Raw genomic sequence first — 19,867 nt, forward strand, 5'->3', positions numbered from 1 at the left:
GAATGCTAGGTGGAATGCAGGATTTCGAGCTTCGTGTTCCCCGCCTGATCGACCACGCGGCGCGCGAACACGGCGCGAGGGAACTCGTCAGCTACTGGGCCGACGGTCGCGAGACGCGCACCAACTGGGCGGGCATCTCCCAAGACGCGCGTAAACTCGCCCAGGCGCTTGAAAAGCTCGGCGTAGCGCCCGGTGACCGGGTCGCGACGCTGGCGATGAACCACGCGCATCACCTCGTCGCCTGGTACGGCGCGATCGGCATGGGTGGCGTCATCCACACGATCAACCCGCGCCTGTTCGACGAACAGCTCGTTTACATCGCCAACCACGCCGAAGACCGCGTGATGCTCTACGACAAGGCGTTCCAGCCGCTCGTCGATCGCCTCCGCGCACAATGGGGCAGCATCCGCCATTACGTCTGCTTCGACGATCTGGGACCGGACGGTTTCCAGGCGATGCTTGACGCCGAGGACGGCGATTACGAGTGGGTGGAAGGCCCCGAGCGCGAGCCGTGCATGCTCTGCTACACCAGCGGCACCACCGGCAATCCGAAGGGCGTGCTCTACACGCACCGCTCGACGCTGATCCACGCGATGGCCGAGGTCGCGCCGTGGGTATTCGATCTCTCGCCCAACGCGGTCGTGCTTCCCGTCGTGCCGATGTTCCACGCCGCCGCCTGGGGCCTGCCGTTCGCCTGCGCGCTATCGGGCGCGAAAGTGGTCTATTCGGCGGTCAACGATCCCGCCGTGCTGTGCCGCCTGATGAACGACGAGAAGGTGACGCACTCCGCCGGCGTGCCGACCGTCTGGCTGGCGATGTTCGGCCACATGGACGCCTCGGGCGACGCCCCGCGCTACCTCAAGCAGGTCACGATCGGCGGTTCAGCAGCCCCCCGCGCGATGATCGAGCGGATCATGGGCATGGGGGCCACGGTCAAGCACCTCTGGGGCATGACCGAGACCTCCCCGATCGGCACCGCCGGCTTCAATCCGCCGCACTGGGACGACATGACGCACGACGAAAAACTCGATCTCGTCGGCAAGCAGGGCAGCGTCCCCTTCGGCATCGAACTCCGCATCATCGACGACGAAGGCAAGGTCCTCCCCCGCGACGGCTCGGTAGCCGGCCGGTTGCAGGTGAGGGGCCCCTGGGTCGTCCAACGCTATTTCGGCGCCGACGAAGATGCGGTGGACAAAGAAGGCTGGTTCGACACCGGCGATGTCGCGATGCTCCACGCCGACGGCACGATGCAGATCACCGATCGCTCCAAGGACGTCATCAAGTCCGGCGGCGAATGGATCAGCTCGGTCGACCTGGAGAACGCCGCGATCGGCTGTCCGGGGGTCGCGGAGGCGGCTGCGATCGGCATCCACCACCCCAAATGGGACGAGCGCCCGCTGCTGCTGGTCGTCCGCAAGCCCGGCAGCGAGGTGACCAAACAGGCGATCCTCGATCATTTGGCCAAGCACGTCGCCAAATGGTGGCTCCCCGACGCGATCGTCTTCGTCGACGACCTGCCGCACACCGCGACCGGCAAACTCCTGAAAACCGCCCTCCGCGAACGCTTCAAGGATTTCGCGCTCGCCGCTGCCTGACCAATCTGTTCAGGGCCGCGTTCTCAGCGCTGGATAAAGCGAATTCCAGGCGGTCCTTACACCGCGCGGGGTGTTCGCTTGGCCTTTCTGATCCGGGGCTCGGCGATCATGTCGGCGGCCGCCTTGATCTCCTGCCGAAGCTCGTCGCGCTTCTCATGGATCGAGGCGATGACGGGCCCCATCGCTACCCCGAGATCGACCAGCACCGCCTCCGCCAACTGCAGCGAACTCTCCAAAGTCTCCGGCACCGCATCCGTCACGCCCGCCCGGTACAGCTCGGCCGCATGCGCCGTATCGCGCGCACGCGCCACGATCGGCAGATCCGGCGCCAAAGCCCGCACCCGCCGCGCCAGCCGCACCGTCAGCACCGGATCGTCCATCGTCAGGATCAGCGCCTTGGCGGTATGCAGCTTCAGCCGATCGACCAGTTCCGGGCGAGCGACATCGCCGAACAGTACCGGATGGCCTTGGGCGCGCGCGGCTTCAACCGAGTCGATGTCCGCCTCGACCGCGACGTATTTCTGCCCATGGACCGCGAGCATGTCCGCCACCATCCGGCCCACCCGGCCAAAGCCGATCACGACCGTTCCCGGCCCGTCCTCGTCGATCTCGATATCGCCTGCATCGGCACCCGATCGGCTCTCCAGTTGGCGCGAGACGGTGCGCCCGAGTTTTGCCAGCAGTGGCGTGATCGTCAGCCCGATCGCGGTGACCGTCTGCCAGAACGACGCAGTCGACGGCAGGATCAGCTGTGCCTGCGCGGCGGTGGCCAGGACGATCAGCGTCGTCTCGGACGGACTGCCCATCAGCAGGCCGGTTTCCGCTGCAACGCCGCGCCGGGAATTGGCGACGCGCAGGAACAGGAACGTCACGATCGCCTTGGTCGCGACCACGCCGGTCACCGCAAGCAGCAGCGATGGCCAGTTCTGTGCGATCAACCGGAGGTCGAGGCTCATGCCGACGGTGATCAGGAACACGCCGAGCGCGAGGCCCTTGAACGGCGCGGTGATGACCTCGACCTCGCTGTGGTACTCGGTCTCGGCGATCAGCAGTCCCGCCAGCAGCGCGCCGACGATCGGCGACAACCCGGCGGCGGTGGTCGCGACGCTGGCGACGATCACTACCAGCAGCGACGCCGCGAGGAAGAGTTCTGGGCTCTTGGTCCGCGCGGCCTGTCCGAACAGCCGGGGCAGGACGAGCCGTCCGCCGACATACATCGCGACCACGGTCAGCCCGCCGCGTAGTGCTACACCGGCGATGTTCGACCAGCCGTCCGCGCTCGCGGTCGGGGCCAGCGCACCGAGCACGAAGATGATCGGAACGAGCGCCAGATCCTCGAACAACAGCATCGCGAACGCGCCGCGCCCGACCGCGCCGGTGGTGCCGACGAGCGGCAGGACCAGCGCTGTGGACGATAGGGCGAGCGCGAACCCAAGCCCGATCGCTCCCGCCCATTCCTGGCCGATGAAATGAAGCGCCACGCCGATGATCAGCGCCGAACCGATCAGTTCTGCAGCGCCGGTGCCGAACACCAGGCGCTTCATCGACCATAGCCGCTTGAACGAGAGTTCGAGGCCGATCGAGAACAGCAGCAGGATGATCCCGAACTCGGCGAACGGCTCGATCGATTCTGGATTGGATATGGTCAGGTAATACAACCACGGCGCCGACCCGGTTAGCGAGCCCAAGCCGGCCGGGCCGACCAACAGCCCCACCAGGATGAAACCGATGACCGGGCTGACCCGGAACCGCGCGAAAGCGGGAATGACGAGGCCCGCCGCGCCGAGAATGACGAGCGTGTCGCTGAAACCTTGATTGTCGAGCCGTAATGCCATGCGTGCGACCTTAGGGGACGCATGACGGAATTGTCACCCGTGGTGACGTGCTGCCGCAATCGGCAGTGGAAAGAGGTGTATTTCCCTCCGTCATCCTGACGAAAGTCAGGATCCAGAGCCAAAAACGTCAGCGTCTGTAACCCCGGGTCCTGACTTTCGTCAGGATGACGGGAGGCTTAAGGCCCCGCTCCCTTCAGGGGGAGCGGGGCAGTGCGATCAGGCCCAGTTGGCCATTTCGGTTTCGAGGTTCGAGCGGACCTGCTCGAAGAACTGTTCGGTCGTCATCCAAGGCTGGTCGGGGCCGATCAGGATCGCGAGATCCTTGGTCATGTGGCCGTCTTCCACCGTCTTCACGCAAACGCGCTCGAGCGTCTCGGCGAACTTCGTCACGTCGGGCGTGTCGTCGAACTTGCCGCGATACTTCAGGCCACCGGTCCACGCGAAGATCGACGCGATCGGGTTGGTCGAGGTCGCCTTGCCCTGCTCATGCATGCGGAAGTGACGCGTGACGGTGCCGTGCGCCGCCTCGGCCTCGACGGTCTTGCCGTCCGGGGTGAGCAGGATCGAGGTCATCAGGCCGAGCGATCCGAAGCCCTGTGCGACCTGGTCCGACTGGACGTCGCCGTCATAGTTCTTGCAGGCCCAGACGAACTCGCCATTCCACTTCAGCGCCGATGCGACCATGTCGTCGATCAGGCGATGCTCGTAGACGATGCCGGCTTCCTTGAACTTGTCCTTGAACTCGGCCTCGAACACCTCGGCGAAGAGGTCCTTGAAGCGGCCGTCATAGGCCTTGAGGATCGTGTTCTTGGTCGACAAATACACCGGCCACTTTAGGTTGAGGCCGTAGTGCATCGAGGCGCGGGCGAAATCGCGGATCGAATCGTCGAGGTTGTACATCGCCATCGCAACGCCCGCCGACGGGAACTGGAACACCTCGCGGTCGATCACCGTGCCGTCGTCGCCTTCGAAGACGAGGCGCAGCTTGCCCGGACCCGGGACCAGATAGTCGGTCGCGCGGTACTGATCGCCGAATGCGTGACGGCCGACGACGATCGGGTGCGTCCAGCCCGGAATCAGGCGGGGGACGTTCTTGATCACGATCGGCTCGCGGAAGATGGTGCCGCCGAGGATGTTGCGGATCGTGCCGTTCGGCGACTTCCACATCTTCTTGAGGCCGAACTCGGTCACGCGCTGCTCGTCGGGCGTGATCGTCGCGCACTTGACCGCGACGCCGTGCTTCTGCGTGGCGAGCGCGCTGTCGATCGTGACCTGATCGTCGGTCGCATCGCGATGCTCGACGCCGAGGTCATAATAATCGAGCTCGATATCGAGATACGGCTTGATCAGGCGCTCGCGGATCCATTCCCAGATGATCCGGGTCATCTCGTCGCCATCGATCTCCACGATCGGATTCTTTACCTTGATCTTCGCCATATCCGGGTCCTTCGGGGGAGGGGTTTGGGGAGCGTCTAGGGGAGCACGCCGCGGCGATCAACCACTGGTCCTGTAAGGAAAAGCGGGTTCATCGTTGTATCGCGCGTCCTGCACGGATAGACCCGCGGGTTATGGCATCGCTCGACAAGCCGCCCGTCACGACCTCCACGGTCAAATGGCGATTTCCCACAGTCCATCCGGAAGGCCACAAATACGTCGCGATCGCGACCGGCATCACACTGTTGCTGACGATTGTCAGCCACGTGCTGTTCTGGCCGATGGTCGGCGTCGTGATCTGGGTCGCGACGTTCTTTCGCGATCCGATCCGCACGACCCCTCAGGGTGAAGGCCTGATCGTCGCGCCGGCTGATGGGCTGATCACGATGATCCAGCGCGTGCCGATCCCGCGCGAACTCGCCGGTGAGAATGGCCTCGGCGACGCGCCGCTGGTCCGCGTGTCGATCTTCATGTCCGTGTTCGACGTGCACATCAATCGCACGCCGATCACCGGGACCATCCGCCAAGTCGTTTATATCTCGGGCAAGTTTCTTAACGCCGACCTCGACAAGGCCAGCGACGAAAACGAGCGTCAGCATTTTGTCGTTGAAGATCGTCACGGCATGCGGGTCGGCTTTACGCAGATCGCGGGCCTCGTCGCGCGTCGTATCCTCGGCTTCGTCAAGGCCGGCGACATGGTCGCGGCCGGCCAGCGCATTGGGCTGATCCGGTTCGGCAGCCGCGTCGACGTGTACCTGCCCGATCATGCCGTACCGCAGGTCTGCCTCGGTCAGCGCAGCGTTGCAGGTGAGACCGTGCTGGGTCGCGTCGGTGGTGTTCCGGTCGGTGGTGTCGCGCAATGATTGATCGCGACGAGATCGATGACGGTTCGACCGACGCACGCGGTCGCGGGAAGTTCGGTCGCACCCGCCGGGCGCCGCGCGGTCTTCCGCTGCGCGCGGTCGCGCCCAATGCCGTAACCGCACTGGCGTTGTGCTCAGGCCTTAGCGGCGTGCGATTTGCGATCGGAGGCGAGTGGCAAAGCGCCGTCGCGATGATCATGGTTGCCGGCGTGCTCGACGGACTCGACGGTCGCATCGCCCGGATGCTCCACGGCGAAAGCCGTTTCGGCGCCGAGCTCGACTCTTTGTCCGACGCGATCTCTTTCGGCGTAGCGCCCGCGCTGATCGTCTATCTGTGGTCGCTGGCGGCGCTGCCCCGCGTCGGCTGGATCTGTTCGCTGATCCTCGCCGTGTTCTGCGCGCTGCGTCTCGCGCGCTTCAACGCCAAGATCGACGAGAGCCACCAGCCGCACAAGTCTGCGGGCTTTCTTACCGGCGTTCCGGCGCCGGCTGGCGCGGGACTCGCGCTGATGCCGATGTTCTTCTGGTTCTGGACCGATGAACCCAGGTTCGCGTCGCCATATTTCGTGGCGCCTTGGGTCGCGTTCGTCGCACTGCTGATGGTGTCGAGTATCGCAACCTATTCGTGGAGTTCGGTCAAACTCCGCAGCAACATACGGTTCGAGGCCATCGCGCTCGTCGTGCTGCTCGGCGCCGCCATCGTGAGCGCGCCATGGCATACGCTCAGCATCATCTGCGTGCTATACCTGCTCTCGATGCCGTTCAGCATCGCGAGCTACGCCAAGATCAGGCGGCAGCGTTCCAGCGGCGGGCGGGCACCGGAGCCGACGTCGAAGCCCATCGCCTGACCGCAATCCGGCGCTCCGCAACGGCCAGCGTGCGGAGCGGCTGGAACGCGGGTTCGACGTTGCCCATTGCGAGGCGGACGATACGGTCCCACTGCGGCGCGATTGACGAGACGATCATCATGCCCGCGACCGCGAATGCACCAGCAAAAACCATGAAGCTCAGAACCAACATCACGTCCGCCTTCCTATGAGTTGCGAACAAATTCCTAATATCCGCAAACACTTGGTCAGAAACATCGTTCCACTCGTCGCATTTCGAATCCCGTCATGCCGGGGTGATTCCGCGCCGAGTCGAACATATGTTCCCCTCTGAGCCCTTTATGTTCTCATTGCGTTCCATGAGTCAAGCGGGCCTTGTGCGATTGCTTTTCGAATAGAGCCACGCTAAGGGCCGCGCCTCTAACCCCGCATGGGAGGCATCATAGCCCGGTGCGTCACGGTCATTCGGCCACGACGTCATCCGCTTCCCAGAGGCACAACCGGAAGGATATATCCCTATGGCGGCTCCAGTCGTCTCCATGCAGCAGCTCATCGAAACGGGCGCGCATTTCGGCCACCAGACTCATCGGTGGAACCCCAAGATGAAGCCTTACATCTTCGGTGATCGTAACGGCGTCCACATCCTCGACCTTTCGCAGACCGTGCCGCTGTTCGCGCGTGCGCTCGAATTCGTCTCGTCGGCGGTTGCCGGTGGTGGCAAGGTCCTGTTCGTCGGCACCAAGCGCCAGGCGCAGGAGCCCGTCGCAGACGCGGCGCGTCGTTCGGGCCAGCACTTCGTCAACCATCGCTGGTTGGGCGGCATGCTCACCAACTGGAAGACCATCTCGGGTTCGATCAAGCGTCTCAAGACGCTCGAGGAAATGCTGTCGGGCGACACCGTCGGCCTGACCAAGAAGGAAGTCCTTCAGCTCACCCGCGAGAAGGACAAGCTCGAGCTTTCGCTCGGCGGCATCCGCGACATGGGCGGCATTCCCGACGTGATGTTCGTGATCGACGCGAACAAGGAAGAGCTGGCGATCAAGGAAGCCAACACGCTGGGTATTCCCGTCGTCGCGATCCTCGATTCGAACGTGTCGCCGGACGGCATCGCCTTCCCGGTTCCCGCGAACGACGACGCAGCCCGCGCCATCCGCCTGTACTGCGAGGCGATCGCGATCGCAGCGACGCGCGGCGGCCAGGAGCAGCAGCGCCGCACCGGTGCCGACATCGGCGCGATGGTCGAGCCGCCGAAGGAAGAGGCACTGAGCGCAGAGCCGACCGTCGAGGCTACGGCCGACACGGCACAGGCAACCGCGAATGCCGATACCGCTGCGGAATTCGCAGCCGAGGGTGAGCGCCAGATCGACGCATAAGCGTCGTCGCCGAACCGTCATGCGGGCGGGGTAGGGCGAAAGCTCTGCCTCGCCCGCAACCATATTCAGACCTAAAAAGGATTAGAGACATGGCCGATATCACGGCAGCGATGGTCAAGGATCTGCGCGAGAAGAGCGGCGCGGGCATGATGGATTGCAAGAAGGCGCTGAGCGAGAACGCGGGCGACATGGAGCAGGCAATGGATTGGCTGCGCACCAAGGGGTTAGCTGCCGCCGCCAAGAAGTCCAGCCGTACCGCGGCCGAGGGTCTGGTCGGCGTCGCCGTGTCGGGCACCAAGGGCGCAGCGGTCGAAGTGAACTCGGAGACCGATTTCGTCGCGAAGAACGACCAGTTCCAGTCGTTCGTCCGTGACGTCACGCAGATCGCGCTCGCAACGGGTGGCGACATCGAGACGCTGAAGTCGCAGGCGATGCCATCGGGCAAGACCGTCGAGGAAGTCCTGACGAACAACGTCGCGACGATCGGCGAGAACCAGTCGCTGCGCCGCTCGCGCACGCTGGAAGTCAGCAAGGGTGCGGTCGTTCCGTACATCCACAATGCAGCGGCCCCTGGCCTCGGCAAGATCGGCGTGCTGGTCGCACTCGAGTCGGAGGCTTCGGACGAGGTTCTCCAGACGCTCGGCAAGCAGCTCGCGATGCACATCGCGGCGGCATTCCCGAAGGCGCTGAACGAAGCCGACCTCGACGAGTCCGAGATCGAGCGCGAGCGCGCGATCGCGACCGAGAAGGCTGCCGAGTCGGGCAAGCCTGCCGACATCATCGCCAAGATGGTCGAGGGCGGTATCGCCAAGTACCGCAAGGAGCATGCCCTGGTCAGCCAGCTGTTCGTAATGGACGGCAAGACCAAGATCTCCGACGTCGTCGCCAAGGCCGGCAAGGATGCAGGCGCCGAGATCAAGCTGGTGGATTATGTCCGCTTCCAGCTCGGCGAGGGCATCGAGAAGGAACAGTCCGACTTCGCAGCCGAGGTTGCTGCTGCTTCGGGTGTGCCTCAGGCATAAGCCGACTTCCTCCCTCGCCCCTCCGGGGAGAGGGAAGGGGCCCGCCGCGCTTGCGGTGGGAAGGTTGAGGGGAGTGGCGAGGTCTCGAACCTCACGCCCCCTCATCCGGCGCTGCCGGGCCACCTTCTCCCCAAGGGGAGAAGGATACGCGGTAGCCTTCGGGCCGCCTCGTCATCCCCGCGCAGGCGGGGATCCATAAACTCCGGACCCGGTGATCTACCGAGACGCCAGCCCATATGGGTTCCCGCCTCCGCGGGAATGACAGTGATTCTCCGATACGCGCTCTTCCGCAATCGAGAATTTTCCGTCCGATCTCCACCCAGTTTCGATGCACGCGCCGCACAGCGCTTCACATCCCGGGCCTCGCCGCCTAAGGTCCGCGCCGCCCCGCCAATCACAATTCGAGATTTATGACGCCTCCGCGCTACAACCGTATCCTGCTGAAACTGTCGGGCGAAGTCCTGATGGGGCCGTCGGGCCTTTCGATCGATCCGACCGTCACCGCGCGCGTCGCGCAGGAGATCGCGGACATCAAGGCCAAGGGCTACGAGATCTGCATCGTCGTCGGCGGTGGCAACATCTTCCGCGGTATGGCGGGCGCGGCACGCGGCATGGACCGGGCGACCGGCGATTACATGGGCATGCTCGCGACCGTCATGAACGCGCTGGCCGTGCAGAACGCGCTGGAGCAGATCGGCGTCGACACGCGCGTCCAGTCGGCGATCCCGATGGCGTCGGTCTGCGAGCCGTTCATCCGCCGCCGCGCCGAGCGTCACCTCGAAAAGGGCCGCGTCGTGATCTTCGCGGCAGGCGTCGGCAGCCCTTATTTCACCACCGATTCGGGCGCCGCGCTGCGTGCTGCCGAGATGAAGTGCGATGCGCTGTTCAAGGGCACTTCGGTCGACGGCGTGTACAACGCCGACCCGAAGACGCACCCCGACGCAGTGCGCTACGAAACGGTCACGTACAGCCGCGTGCTGTCCGACGACCTTAAGGTCATGGACGCGAGCGCGATCGCGCTGTGCCGCGACAACAACATCCCGATCGTCGTCTTCAACATCCGCGAACCCGGCAATCTCGCCGCGGTACTGGCGGGTGATGGCGTGTCGACGATCGTTCAGAACGAGCAGGAGCTTTAAGATGGCAGCCTATGACAAGACCGACCTCGAGCGCCGCATGGCGGGTGCCGTCGAAGCGCTGAAGAGCGATCTCGCAGGGCTTCGCACGGGCCGCGCGTCGACCGCGCTGCTCGATCCGGTGATGGTGACGGTGTATGGCTCGTCGATGCCGCTGAACCAGGTTGCGACCGTGTCGGCGCCTGAGCCGCGGATGCTGTCGGTGCAGGTCTGGGACAAGTCGAACGTCGGCCCGACCGACAAGGCGATCCGCTCGGCCGGCCTCGGGCTCAACCCGATCGTCGACGGCCAGACGCTGCGCCTGCCGATCCCTGATTTGACCGAGGAGCGCCGCAAGGAACTCGCCAAGCTCGCGGGCCAGTACGCCGAGAAGGCGCGCATCGCGGTCCGCAACGTCCGTCGCGACGGCATGGATTCGCTCAAGGTCGACGAGAAGAAGGGCGTGTTCGGCGAGGACGAGCGCAAGCGTCACGAGACCGAAGTCCAGAAGCTGACCGACAGCATCATCGCCGAGCTCGACGCGACCGCGACCGCCAAGGAAAAGGAAATCCTGGGCAAGTGAGGGCGTTCGGCGCCGCTTCGGCGGGGGCTACCTCCGCCGCGCCGCTCGTCGCCGTCCCTTCGGGCGGGGCTGTGCCGCGTCATGTCGCGATCATCATGGACGGCAACGGCCGCTGGGCGAAGAAGCGGTTCCTGCCGCGCTTTGCCGGGCACAAGGCCGGCGTCGAGGCGGTGCGCAAGGTGACGCGCGCCGCGCGCGCGATGGGGATCGAGGCGCTGACGCTGTATGCGTTTTCGTCCGAGAACTGGCGGCGTCCGGCCGAAGAGGTCAGCGACCTGATGGGGCTGCTGCGGCATTTCATCCGCAGCGACCTCGACGAACTGGCGCGCGAGAACGTCCGGCTGCGCGTGATCGGCGACTATCACAGCTTTTCGCCCGATCTGGTGGCGATGGTCGATGACGCCATCGCGCGGACTGCGGGCAATACCGGTCCGATCCTAGCGATCGCACTCAATTACGGCGCGCATGCCGAGCTGGTCGGCGCGGCACGGCGTCTTGCCGAGCGTGCGCGTGACGGCGCGCTCGATCCCGCCAGCATCGACGTCGGCACGATCGAGGCCGAACTCGACACGCATGACCTGCCGCCGCTGGACCTCATGATCCGCACCTCGGGCGAGCAGCGTCTGTCGAACTTCCTGTTGTGGCAGGCGGCGTATGCGGAACTGCTGTTCGTCGACACGCTCTGGCCTGACTTCGATGCCGCCGCGCTTGCGGATGCGGTAGCGGCGTTCGGTCAGCGTCAACGCCGTTACGGTGGTCTGTGAAACTTCTGTTCCCTCGCGAACGTGGGGGCACAGGAGCTGGGGACGCGAGCGTGCGTGACCCTGGACCCCCGCCTTCGCGGGCAAATACTTGTAGGTTTGGAGTGGCCCTTTGACGACCCTGCCAGACCCGGCGAACGCGCCCGACCAGGTGCTGCGAACGCCGTCCAATCTGAAACTCCGCATGATCGCCAGCGTCGCGATGATCGCCGTCGCCAGTATCGCACTGACACTGGGCGGGATCGCGTTCTGGGTGCTCGGCGTGGTCGCGGCGCTGTTCATGATGGCGGAATGGTCGATGCTGCAAGGCGCCGATCGCAAGACCAAGCGGATGACGCAGTTCGCATTGTCGGTCCCGCTCGCGCTGATGGCGCCCGCATCGCTGATCCTCGTGATCCACGATTTCTTCACGCTGGGGCTGCTGGCAGGTGCCGCGTTCTTCGTCGTCATCACCACGCGCAAGCCACCGCTCGCGCTCGGCATCCTCTATTGCGGCCTTCCGGTACTCGCGTTGATGATCATCCGGCGGCAGGACGAGGGTATCCTCTTCACGCTGTGGGCGCTGTCGCTGGTGTGGGCGTGCGATATCGGCGCGTTCTTCACCGGGCGGACGCTGGGCGGGCCCAAGCTCGCGCCGGTGATCAGCCCGAACAAGACATGGTCGGGGCTGATCGGGGGCGTCGTGCTGGCGAGCGCGGTCGCGGCGGTGCTGCACACGCAATACGGCCTGCCGATGCGGATGACGCTGGCAACGCCGGTGCTCGCCGTGCTCGCGCAGATGGGCGATCTTTACGAGAGTTGGTTGAAGCGAGTGGCAGGCGTGAAGGACAGCGGCAACATCCTGCCCGGCCATGGCGGCGTGATGGATCGGCTCGACGGCCTGGTGCCCGTCGCACCGGTCGCGGCGCTCCTCGTCCTGCTGCCGCATTTCTACGCATGAAGACCGTGACGATCCTGGGGGCGACCGGCTCGGTCGGCACCTCGACGCTCGACCTGATCGAGCGTGAACCCGATCGCTTCCGTGTCGTCGCACTGACCGCGAACTGCGATGTGACCAAGCTTGCCGCCGCGGCGATCCGCACTAACGCCGAGTTCGCGGTGGTCGCCGACGAAGGGTGTCTCCCCGAATTGCGTGAGGCGCTGGCGGGCACCGGCATCCGCGCTGGCGGTGGTGCCGATGCGATTGCCGAGGCGGCTGCGTCGGGCGCGGACTGGACGATGGGTGCGATCGTCGGTTGCGCGGGGCTCAAGCCGGTGATGGCGGCGATCGAGCAGGGCGGTACCGTCGTGATCGCCAACAAGGAGCCGCTGGTTTCGGCCGGCGACGTGATCCTTGCCGCGGCCAAGCGGACCGGCGCGACGTTGTTGCCTGCCGATTCCGAACACAACGCGATCTTCCAGTGCTTCGACGCGACTCGGCCCGAGCGCGTGCGGCGGATTATCCTCACGTGCAGTGGCGGCCCGTTCCGCGACTGGACGATCGAGCAGATGCGCGGCGTGACGCTCGAGCAGGCGGTCAAGCACCCCAACTGGTCGATGGGCGCAAAGATTTCGGTCGATTCGGCGACCTGCATGAACAAGGGCCTCGAACTGATCGAGGCCGCCCGGTTGTTTCCGATTCCGCACGACCGGATCGAGATCGTCATCCACCCGCAATCGGTGGTCCACAGCCTCGTCGATTATGTCGACGGCTCGGTTCTCGCGCAGCTCGGGCCCCCCGACATGCGGACGCCGATTGCGCATACGCTCGCATGGCCCGACCGGATGGCGACGCCGATGGCCCCGCTAGACCTGGTCGGAATCGGCCGACTCGACTTCGAGGCGCCCGATCCGGTGCGTTTCCCGGCCTTGCGACTCGCGCGCGAAGCGTTGGATGCGGGCGGGGCGCGGCCGGCAATCCTCAACGCCGCCAACGAAGTCGCGGTCGAAGCCTTCCTCAAGCGCCGGATTTGTTTCCTCGAAATTGCCGCAATCGTAGAGGATACGCTAATGCGCTATAACCCGGCCGCACCGGACAGCGTCGATGCCGTGCTGGCGATCGACGCCGAGGCGCGGATCCTGGCGGGCAAGCGTGTAGAGGATTGCGTGGTTTGATCGAAACGCCGGGTATCCTGCTGACCATATTGTCGTTCGTCCTGGTGATCGGGCCGCTCGTGTTCGTGCACGAGATGGGACATTACCTCGCCGGACGCTTTTTCGGCATCAAGGCGGATGCCTTCGCGATCGGCTTCGGCCGCGAGGTCGCCGGGTTCACCGACAGCCGGGGCACCCGCTGGAAGTTCGGCTGGTTACCGCTCGGCGGCTATGTGAAGTTCGCGGGCGACATGAACCCGGCGAGCCAGCCTTCGGCCGAATGGCTGTCGCTACCCGCCGAAGAACGCCAGCGTACCTTCCAGTCGAAGCCGGTATGGCAGCGCGCGATCGTCGTCGCAGCCGGACCGGTCGTCAATTTCGTCGTCGCGATCCTGATCCTCGCTGGTTTCGCGTTTGCTTACGGCGACATCCGCATGCCGCCCGTCGTCGGTGGCACGATGCCCGGCAGTCCGGCCGCGGCTGCTGGCCTGCAGGTCGGCGACCGGATCACCGCGATCGGCGGACGATCGGTCGAGACGTTCGACGATCTCGCCCGCTTCGCCCGCATCCGCGCCGGCGAGCGTACGCAGATCGACGCTGTGCGCGGTGGCCAGACGGTATCGCGCGATCTCGTGATCGGCACCGAATTGCAGCGCGATCGCTTCGGCAACGAATACAAGATCGGCCGCCTCGGCATCGCCGGCAGCAAGCCCGTGATCGTTCCCGTCAGCCTGATCGAAGCGCCGGTGATCGCGGTGAAGCGCACTGGCGAGATCGTCTCGATGATGGTCGAGACGCTGAGCCAGGTCATCACCGGGCGCCGCTCGGTCAAGGAACTCGGCGGGCCGCTCAGCATCGCCAAGGTGTCGGGCGAGCAGATGTCGCTCGGGCTCGACGCGTATGTCTTCTTGATCGCCCTGGTCTCGATCAATCTGGGGTTCATCAATCTGCTGCCAGTGCCGATGCTCGATGGCGGTCACCTGTTCTTTTATGCGATCGAAGCGGTGCGCAGGCGCCCGGTCGAGCCGCAGGTTCAGGAATGGGCGTTTCGCGGCGGCCTCGCGGCAATTCTCGCGCTGATGTTGCTGGTGACGTTCAACGATCTCGGCAATTTCGGGCTGTGGAAAAATCTGGCCGGCTTGATCGGCTGACGACGATAGGGCAGGGCGGGCGCGCCTTGTATGTGCACGTTTTTGGGGTGGGTTTGGTGACAGCGATCAACGGTTACGATTTCGCGCGGAAGGGCGCCCTGCTTCTCGCAGGCACGATCCTGTCCGGCGCGCCCGCGTTCGCGCAGACCGCACCGGTCGCGACGACGACTCCGGCCCGCAATCCCGTCACGGGGGCGGTCAATAGTGTAACGCCCGTCACGGCTCCGGTATCCGCCGGTACGATCAAGACTTTGCGAGTCGAAGGATCGCAGCGGATCGAGGCCGAGACGGTGCTGAGCTACACCAAGCTGCGCATCGGTATTCCGTACACCGCGGAAACGCTCGATCAGGCGCTGAAGGACCTGCAGGCGAGCGACCTGTTCGCGGACTACTCGATCGCCGGCGTCGAGACGGGCAACATCGTGCTGCGCGTCCGCGAGAATCCGATCATCAACCGCGTGATCATCGAGGGCAACAAGGCGCTCAAGACCGACAAGATCACCAAGGAGATCAAGCTCGCGCCGCGCCAGATCTTCACGCGCACCGCGGTCCGTCAGGACATTTCGCGGATCATCGAACTCTATCGCCGCCAGGGCCGTTTCGCCGCGGTGATCGATCCGAAGATGGTCAACCTCGACCAGAACCGCGTCGACGTGGTGTTTGAGGTCAGCGAGGGGCCGAAGTCGAAGGTCCGCCAGATCAACATCCTCGGCAACGAGGTGTTCTCGGACGATCAGATTCGCGGCCAGATGGCGACCAAGCAGTCGCGGCTGTTCCGCCTGCTGTCGTCGGCGACCAGCTACGATCAGGACCGCCTGTCCTACGATCAGCAGAAGCTCCGCCAGTTCTACCTGACGCAGGGCTATGCCGATTTCCGTGTCACCTCGGCGGTCGCGGAACTGACGCCGGACAAGAAGGACTTCATCATCACGTACGTGGTGGAGGAGGGCAAGCGCTACAAGTTCGGCGACGTGACCGTCGACAGCCAGATCCGCGACTTCGACAACAAGAAGCTCGCGGCGACGCTGCCGCTCAAGAAGGGCGACTGGTACAACGCGAAGCTGGTCGAGGATTCGGTCGACAACCTCAGCCAGACCGCGGGTCTGTTCGGCTACGCGTTCACCGAGGTGAACCCGGAGTTCCAGAAGGACGCCGAAACGCTGACGATGGGGATTAATTTCAACATCGCCGAAGCCAAGCGCACCTATGTCGAACGCGTGGAGATCAACGGCAACACGCAGACGCAGGACAAGGTCGTCCGGCGCGAGATCCGTCTGGCCGAGGGCGATGCGTTCAACAGCTTCCAGGTGAAGCGTTCGCAGGATCGCATCAACTCGCTCGGCTATTTCGCCGACAAGATGGAGATCAAGCAGCTGCCGGGCTCCGCGCCCGACCGCGTGATCCTGGAGACCAACCTCGAAGAAAAGTCGACCGGCGAACTCCAGCTGTCGGCGGGTTATTCGAGCCTCGAGCGCTTCATCATCCAGGCGAATATCACGCAGCGCAATTTCCGCGGCAAGGGCCAGGAACTGCGCGCCGGTGTGAACTATTCGAGCTATTCGAAGTCGATCGAGCTGGGCTTCACCGAGCCGTATTTGTTCGACAAGAATATCGCGCTGGGCGGCGACATCTTCCGCCGCGACTACAACTCGTTCAATTATGTCGGCAATGATCGCCAGACCAACTATTCACAGGTCTCGACCGGCTTCCAGCTGCGAACTGGCGTACCGCTGACCGAATTCTGGTCGCTGTCGGGTCGTTACGGTCTGTCGTATGACGAAGTCAGCCTCGACAGTCAGTATCTGAACGCCGACGGCTCGTGTAACCTCCTGGTTGCAGGGCGCTATCTGTGCGAGGCCATCGGCAATCGCTGGACCTCGTCGGTCGGCTATTCGGTCAGCCGCGATACGCTGAACAGCCGTCTACGCCCGACCGCCGGTTCGCGCTTCTCGTTCAGCCAGGACTTTGCCGGTCTCGGCGGCGACGTGAAGTATCTGCGTACCCGCCTTGAAGGATCGAAGTACGTCAACCTCGGTAGCGGTTTCATCGGATCGCTGATCGGTGAGGGTGGCTATATTCATCCGCTCGAGAAGAGCCGCGGGCCTGGTATCGATGCGATTCGTATCACCGATCGCTTCTATCTTGGTGAGCCGCAGTTCCGCGGCTTCGACATCCGCGGCGTCGGCCCGCGTATCCTGCGCGCAGCATATAGCGACGGAACGCCGGCACAGATCCTCGCGACCGATCGCAACTCGATCCAGGACGACGCGCTCGGTGGTCGCGCTTATTATCTGGCGCGTGCCGAAATCGAGATTCCGTTGGGCTCGGGCGCGCGTGAGCTCGGACTGCGGCCGTCGGTCTACGCGCAGATGGGCAGCCTGTTCGGGATCAAGCGTCCGTTGCCGACCGCGACATTCGAGACTGCGGTCGATCCGGCCACCGGCAAGGAATATGTGAAGTCCAACTTCACCCCAGCCGTCAATTCTCTGGGTGCGCCGCTTTATACCTATACGACCACCAGCTCGTCCGGTGCGCCGGTAACGGCGAACACGACGTGTTCGACGGGGTCGCCCGACGCAGCAGGGACCTCATGCATCGGTACGACAGCCAATCCACGCGCGCAGGCCGAGCAGACTCCATTTGTCGAAAGCTTCCTCGGCAACTCGGCCCGGCCGCGTTTGTCGATCGGTGTCGGCGTCAACTGGAACTCGCCGTTCGGCCCGCTTCGTATCGATCTCGCCAGGGCTCTGCTCAAGCAGAAGGGCGACGACCCCAAACTCATTACTTTCAACGTAGGGACACAGTTCTGATGACGACGTTCAAGACGCTTCTCCTCGCCGCAGCGCTCGTCGCGCCGGCTGCCATGACCGCAACTGCCGCCGATGCGCAGGTTTCGGGTATCGCCGTCGCCGATGCGCAGGGCGCGATCGCCAACTCGAAGGCCTGGAACGCTGCGCGTGCCCAGATCGAGACGACCTACAAGGCACAGCTCGACCAGGCCGAGACGCGTCGCCAGGCGGTTGCCCGTGAGCTTCAGCCGTTGGTTACCGCGTTCCAGACCGCACAGCGTGCACCCGGCGCGACCGAAGCGACGCTGCGTCCGCAGGCTCAGGCGATCCAGACCCGCGAGAACGCCGCCAACCAGGAACTCGCTCGCCTGACGCAGCCCGCCCAGCGCGCGCAGCAATATGCGATCGAGCAGATCCAGGCGAAGCTCAGCGACGCTGTGACGGCTGCCGTCCGTGCCAAGAACGTCAGCCTGTTGCTGCGTCCCGAGGCCGCATTGTTCGCACAGCCGACCGCCGACATCACCGCAGCGATCACCACCGAGCTCGATCGTCTGGTGCCGTCGGTCAGCACCGCCGTCCCGGCGAACTGGCAGCCGAACCAGCAGGGTGGCCAGCAGCAGCAGGGCGCAGCACCAGCACCGGCTGGTCGTACACCGGCAGCTACGCGCACCCCTCAGGGTCGCTAAGCTACACCGATGACCGATATCGTGAACGATACTGAGGCAAAAGGCCTGACTGCGGCAAAAGGCCTGGGCCCGCTCGATATCGGGCGCGTCATGGCCGCATTGCCGCATCGCTACCCGATGCTGCTGGTCGATCGTGTCGAGGACCTGGTCCTCGACACGTCGATCACCGCGATCAAGGCGGTGTCGATGAACGAGCAGTTCTTCCAGGGGCATTTCCCTGGGCGTCCGATCATGCCGGGCGTGCTGATCGTCGAGGCGATGGCGCAGACCGCGGGGATTCTCGCGGTCGAGTCGCTGGGTCTCGCGGGCTCGGGCAAGCTCGTCTATTTCATGGCGATCGACGGCGCGAAGTTCCGCAAGCCGGTTGAGCCGGGCGTATTGCTGAAACTCGAAGTGACGTTCATCCAGAAGCGCAGTGCGGTGTGCAAGTTCGCCGGTCGCGCTCTGGTCGACGGGCAACTGGTTGCCGAAGCGAACTTCACCGCGATGATCGCCGACCCGCCTAAAGTCTGAGGCTAAGGCTTCAGGCCCGCGTTCTTGTAAAATCGGGCGCGTCCGTGTACGGGCGCGCCTTCCTTTTCAGGCTGGTCGGAACCAGCCACATACGGAGAATTCCCATGAAGGCCGATACGCACCCCGATTATCACATGATCACCGTCCAGATGACCGATGGCAGCAAGTACCAGACTCGCACCACCTGGGGTAAGGAAGGCGATGTGATGACGCTCGAGATCGATCCGCTCGCGCATCCGGCATGGACCGGCGGCCGCGGCACGATGCTCGATACCGGCGGCCAGGTCGCGCGCTTCAACAAGCGTTTCGGTGGCGGTCTCACGCTCCGTAAGTAAGTATAAACCCCGGAGCGGATTGATACTAAACCGTTCCGGGGTCATTTCTTAAGATCACGTTAGGTAACGGCGGCTAGGCTTGTGACTGCAAGCCAGACTTAGGACTCGCAAGGACGAGGACGCCATGTTCGCCGCCGATTTCGAACCCGCAGAGCGCACCAGCCGCCGCGGTTCTCCCCGTGCTCCCGTCGCGTTGGACGTCAGCATCGGCAAGACGCGCCGCACTTTGTGCAAGGTCGTCGACATCTCGATAAACGGCGCGCGGCTCCAGACCTATTCGGCGCTGAAGCGCGGGACCAGCATCTGGCTCAACCTGCCGCAGATCGGCCAGATCGTTGCCGAAGTCATGTGGGCGGACGATTTTACCGCCGGCTGCAAGTTCCGCAAACCGCTATCAATCGAAGCGTTCGATGCGCTCATTCAGGATCATCCGGCATAGCGTCGCTAATCGCGATCACGTTAGCTCGCATGATCGCGTCGTCGCACCTTATACGACTTTGCGCTTTCCGACATAATGGATGGCCTGCAACCCTGGCATCGCACCGGACGAGGCTCGCGGTTTCGACTTCGTGTGGGGCAAATTTGACGTTCGTCTAGCGACTTACAGCGCGCAGCGTGACATGGTTCGGCCGGCGACAACAGCCCGCAGAGCAGTGCAGGGGTCAGAAATTCCGAAAACCGACCCGAAACTGTAAAAAAGCGTTTGACGGTGTGGCGAGGTGGTCTTAGAGGGGTGTCACCGCAGCGAACGACCACACGGTCTGGACGCCGAGGTCGCAAAAAACCAGATGCTCCAAACCTTCCGTAGGGAGGGTTATGCGAGTGTCGGTATTTTTGTCGGCTCTTTGACATTGTAGGTTAAGATGAAGGGACATGTGGGCGGCGGCTTGCGGTTCTCGGGCTCCTCAAGGG

At 64.2% G+C, this 19,867-nt stretch carries 19 protein-coding genes; 16 read left to right on the plus strand and 3 right to left on the minus strand.

Translation table 11 applies throughout. The features are described 5' to 3' along the window. The first annotated feature begins 2 nt into the window (after positions 1-2). The gene (locus C8J40_RS06230; RefSeq protein ID WP_132896228.1) at positions 3-1,595 is read left to right on the plus strand and encodes a long-chain fatty acid--CoA ligase; all 1,593 of its coding nucleotides are present in this window, start codon (positions 3-5) and stop codon (positions 1,593-1,595) included. Positions 1,596-1,651: 56 nt separating this feature from the next. On the opposite strand, the gene C8J40_RS06235 is transcribed toward C8J40_RS06230, so the two are convergent. After that, positions 1,652-3,430: a cation:proton antiporter gene (locus tag C8J40_RS06235; RefSeq protein WP_132738121.1), complete on the minus strand. Its 1,779-nt coding sequence runs from the start codon at positions 3,428-3,430 to the stop codon at positions 1,652-1,654. Positions 3,431-3,646: 216 nt separating this feature from the next. Then, positions 3,647-4,867 (minus strand): NADP-dependent isocitrate dehydrogenase, encoded by a 1,221-nt coding sequence (locus tag C8J40_RS06240; RefSeq protein ID WP_132896229.1) that lies wholly within the window; start codon positions 4,865-4,867, stop codon positions 3,647-3,649. Positions 4,868-4,998: 131 nt separating this feature from the next. Between C8J40_RS06240 and C8J40_RS06245 the strand changes: the two genes are divergently transcribed. Both C8J40_RS06245 and C8J40_RS06250 read left to right on the plus strand, forming a co-directional pair. Beyond that, complete coding sequence (locus tag C8J40_RS06245; protein ID WP_132896230.1) at positions 4,999-5,727, plus strand: phosphatidylserine decarboxylase; 729 nt, start codon at positions 4,999-5,001, stop codon at positions 5,725-5,727. Continuing rightward, complete coding sequence (locus tag C8J40_RS06250; RefSeq protein ID WP_132896231.1) at positions 5,724-6,575, plus strand: phosphatidylcholine/phosphatidylserine synthase; 852 nt, start codon at positions 5,724-5,726, stop codon at positions 6,573-6,575. Before C8J40_RS06245 ends, C8J40_RS06250 begins: the two co-directional genes overlap by 4 nt. Here C8J40_RS06250 and C8J40_RS06255 read toward each other — a convergent pair. Next, entirely contained in the window at positions 6,514-6,747 is a 234-nt protein-coding gene (locus C8J40_RS06255; protein WP_056489532.1) for a hypothetical protein, read from the minus strand. The two genes, C8J40_RS06250 and C8J40_RS06255, sit on opposite strands and share 62 nt — an antisense overlap. Positions 6,748-7,072: 325 nt before the next feature. Between C8J40_RS06255 and rpsB the strand changes: the two genes are divergently transcribed. From rpsB to C8J40_RS06320, 13 genes are all read left to right on the plus strand, one after another. Next, positions 7,073-7,927 carry a 30S ribosomal protein S2 gene (gene rpsB / locus C8J40_RS06260; protein WP_056055944.1) on the plus strand — a complete coding sequence of 285 codons (855 nt, stop codon included), beginning with the start codon at positions 7,073-7,075 and terminating at the stop codon, positions 7,925-7,927. Positions 7,928-8,016: 89 nt separating this feature from the next. Next, positions 8,017-8,949: a translation elongation factor Ts gene (tsf, locus tag C8J40_RS06265; protein WP_132896232.1), complete on the plus strand. Its 933-nt coding sequence runs from the start codon at positions 8,017-8,019 to the stop codon at positions 8,947-8,949. Positions 8,950-9,359: 410 nt separating this feature from the next. Next, positions 9,360-10,088, plus strand: a complete 729-nt coding sequence (gene pyrH / locus C8J40_RS06270) for a UMP kinase (RefSeq protein WP_056066004.1) — start codon at positions 9,360-9,362, stop codon at positions 10,086-10,088. Position 10,089: 1 nt separating this feature from the next. Then, entirely contained in the window at positions 10,090-10,647 is a 558-nt protein-coding gene (gene frr / locus C8J40_RS06275; RefSeq protein WP_056055952.1) for a ribosome recycling factor, read from the plus strand. Continuing rightward, a complete protein-coding gene (locus tag C8J40_RS06280) occupies positions 10,644-11,411 on the plus strand; it encodes an isoprenyl transferase (RefSeq protein ID WP_132738141.1) in 768 nt (255 codons plus the stop codon). The genes frr and C8J40_RS06280 overlap by 4 nt, the downstream gene beginning before the upstream one ends. Positions 11,412-11,592: 181 nt before the next feature. Next, entirely contained in the window at positions 11,593-12,348 is a 756-nt protein-coding gene (locus C8J40_RS06285) for a phosphatidate cytidylyltransferase (protein WP_132896289.1), read from the plus strand. Then, positions 12,345-13,502, plus strand: a complete 1,158-nt coding sequence (locus tag C8J40_RS06290; protein ID WP_132896233.1) for a 1-deoxy-D-xylulose-5-phosphate reductoisomerase — start codon at positions 12,345-12,347, stop codon at positions 13,500-13,502. Before C8J40_RS06285 ends, C8J40_RS06290 begins: the two co-directional genes overlap by 4 nt. Then, positions 13,499-14,632 (plus strand): RIP metalloprotease RseP, encoded by a 1,134-nt coding sequence (gene rseP, locus C8J40_RS06295; protein ID WP_132896234.1) that lies wholly within the window; start codon positions 13,499-13,501, stop codon positions 14,630-14,632. Before C8J40_RS06290 ends, rseP begins: the two co-directional genes overlap by 4 nt. Positions 14,633-14,685: 53 nt before the next feature. Next, complete coding sequence (bamA, locus tag C8J40_RS06300; RefSeq protein WP_243693234.1) at positions 14,686-17,442, plus strand: outer membrane protein assembly factor BamA; 2,757 nt, start codon at positions 14,686-14,688, stop codon at positions 17,440-17,442. Next, positions 17,442-18,107 carry an OmpH family outer membrane protein gene (locus C8J40_RS06305; protein WP_132896236.1) on the plus strand — a complete coding sequence of 222 codons (666 nt, stop codon included), beginning with the start codon at positions 17,442-17,444 and terminating at the stop codon, positions 18,105-18,107. The genes bamA and C8J40_RS06305 overlap by 1 nt, the downstream gene beginning before the upstream one ends. 9 nt (positions 18,108-18,116) lie before the next feature. Next, positions 18,117-18,620 (plus strand): 3-hydroxyacyl-ACP dehydratase FabZ, encoded by a 504-nt coding sequence (gene fabZ / locus C8J40_RS06310; protein WP_132896237.1) that lies wholly within the window; start codon positions 18,117-18,119, stop codon positions 18,618-18,620. 104 nt (positions 18,621-18,724) lie between these two features. Then, the gene (gene rpmE, locus C8J40_RS06315; RefSeq protein WP_055880673.1) at positions 18,725-18,955 is read left to right on the plus strand and encodes a 50S ribosomal protein L31; all 231 of its coding nucleotides are present in this window, start codon (positions 18,725-18,727) and stop codon (positions 18,953-18,955) included. A gap of 124 nt (positions 18,956-19,079) precedes the next feature. Then, positions 19,080-19,394 (plus strand): PilZ domain-containing protein, encoded by a 315-nt coding sequence (locus C8J40_RS06320; RefSeq protein ID WP_132896238.1) that lies wholly within the window; start codon positions 19,080-19,082, stop codon positions 19,392-19,394. The last annotated feature ends 473 nt before the right edge of the window (positions 19,395-19,867 follow it).

This window comes from Sphingomonas sp. PP-CC-3A-396, from assembly GCF_004343105.1.
In the GTDB taxonomy this organism is placed as follows: Bacteria; Pseudomonadota; Alphaproteobacteria; order Sphingomonadales; family Sphingomonadaceae; genus Sphingomonas.

What these genes read in the sequence shown, in the direction of transcription:
- rpmE (WP_055880673.1), top strand. Translation starts at nt 18,725, where the DNA reads ATGAAGGCCGATACGCACCCCGATTATCACATGATCACCGTCCAGATG.
- C8J40_RS06245 (WP_132896230.1), top strand. Translation starts at nt 4,999, where the DNA reads ATGGCATCGCTCGACAAGCCGCCCGTCACGACCTCCACGGTCAAATGG.
- tsf (WP_132896232.1), top strand. Translation starts at nt 8,017, where the DNA reads ATGGCCGATATCACGGCAGCGATGGTCAAGGATCTGCGCGAGAAGAGC.
- C8J40_RS06240 (WP_132896229.1), bottom strand. Translation starts at nt 4,867, where the DNA reads ATGGCGAAGATCAAGGTAAAGAATCCGATCGTGGAGATCGATGGCGAC.
- C8J40_RS06285 (WP_132896289.1), top strand. Translation starts at nt 11,593, where the DNA reads ATGATCGCCAGCGTCGCGATGATCGCCGTCGCCAGTATCGCACTGACA.
- C8J40_RS06305 (WP_132896236.1), top strand. Translation starts at nt 17,442, where the DNA reads ATGACGACGTTCAAGACGCTTCTCCTCGCCGCAGCGCTCGTCGCGCCG.
- frr (WP_056055952.1), top strand. Translation starts at nt 10,090, where the DNA reads ATGGCAGCCTATGACAAGACCGACCTCGAGCGCCGCATGGCGGGTGCC.
- rpsB (WP_056055944.1), top strand. Translation starts at nt 7,073, where the DNA reads ATGGCGGCTCCAGTCGTCTCCATGCAGCAGCTCATCGAAACGGGCGCG.
- pyrH (WP_056066004.1), top strand. Translation starts at nt 9,360, where the DNA reads ATGACGCCTCCGCGCTACAACCGTATCCTGCTGAAACTGTCGGGCGAA.
- C8J40_RS06320 (WP_132896238.1), top strand. Translation starts at nt 19,080, where the DNA reads ATGTTCGCCGCCGATTTCGAACCCGCAGAGCGCACCAGCCGCCGCGGT.
- C8J40_RS06230 (WP_132896228.1), top strand. Translation starts at nt 3, where the DNA reads ATGCTAGGTGGAATGCAGGATTTCGAGCTTCGTGTTCCCCGCCTGATC.
- C8J40_RS06290 (WP_132896233.1), top strand. Translation starts at nt 12,345, where the DNA reads ATGAAGACCGTGACGATCCTGGGGGCGACCGGCTCGGTCGGCACCTCG.
- C8J40_RS06255 (WP_056489532.1), bottom strand. Translation starts at nt 6,747, where the DNA reads ATGTTGGTTCTGAGCTTCATGGTTTTTGCTGGTGCATTCGCGGTCGCG.
- C8J40_RS06250 (WP_132896231.1), top strand. Translation starts at nt 5,724, where the DNA reads ATGATTGATCGCGACGAGATCGATGACGGTTCGACCGACGCACGCGGT.
- C8J40_RS06235 (WP_132738121.1), bottom strand. Translation starts at nt 3,430, where the DNA reads ATGGCATTACGGCTCGACAATCAAGGTTTCAGCGACACGCTCGTCATT.
- fabZ (WP_132896237.1), top strand. Translation starts at nt 18,117, where the DNA reads ATGACCGATATCGTGAACGATACTGAGGCAAAAGGCCTGACTGCGGCA.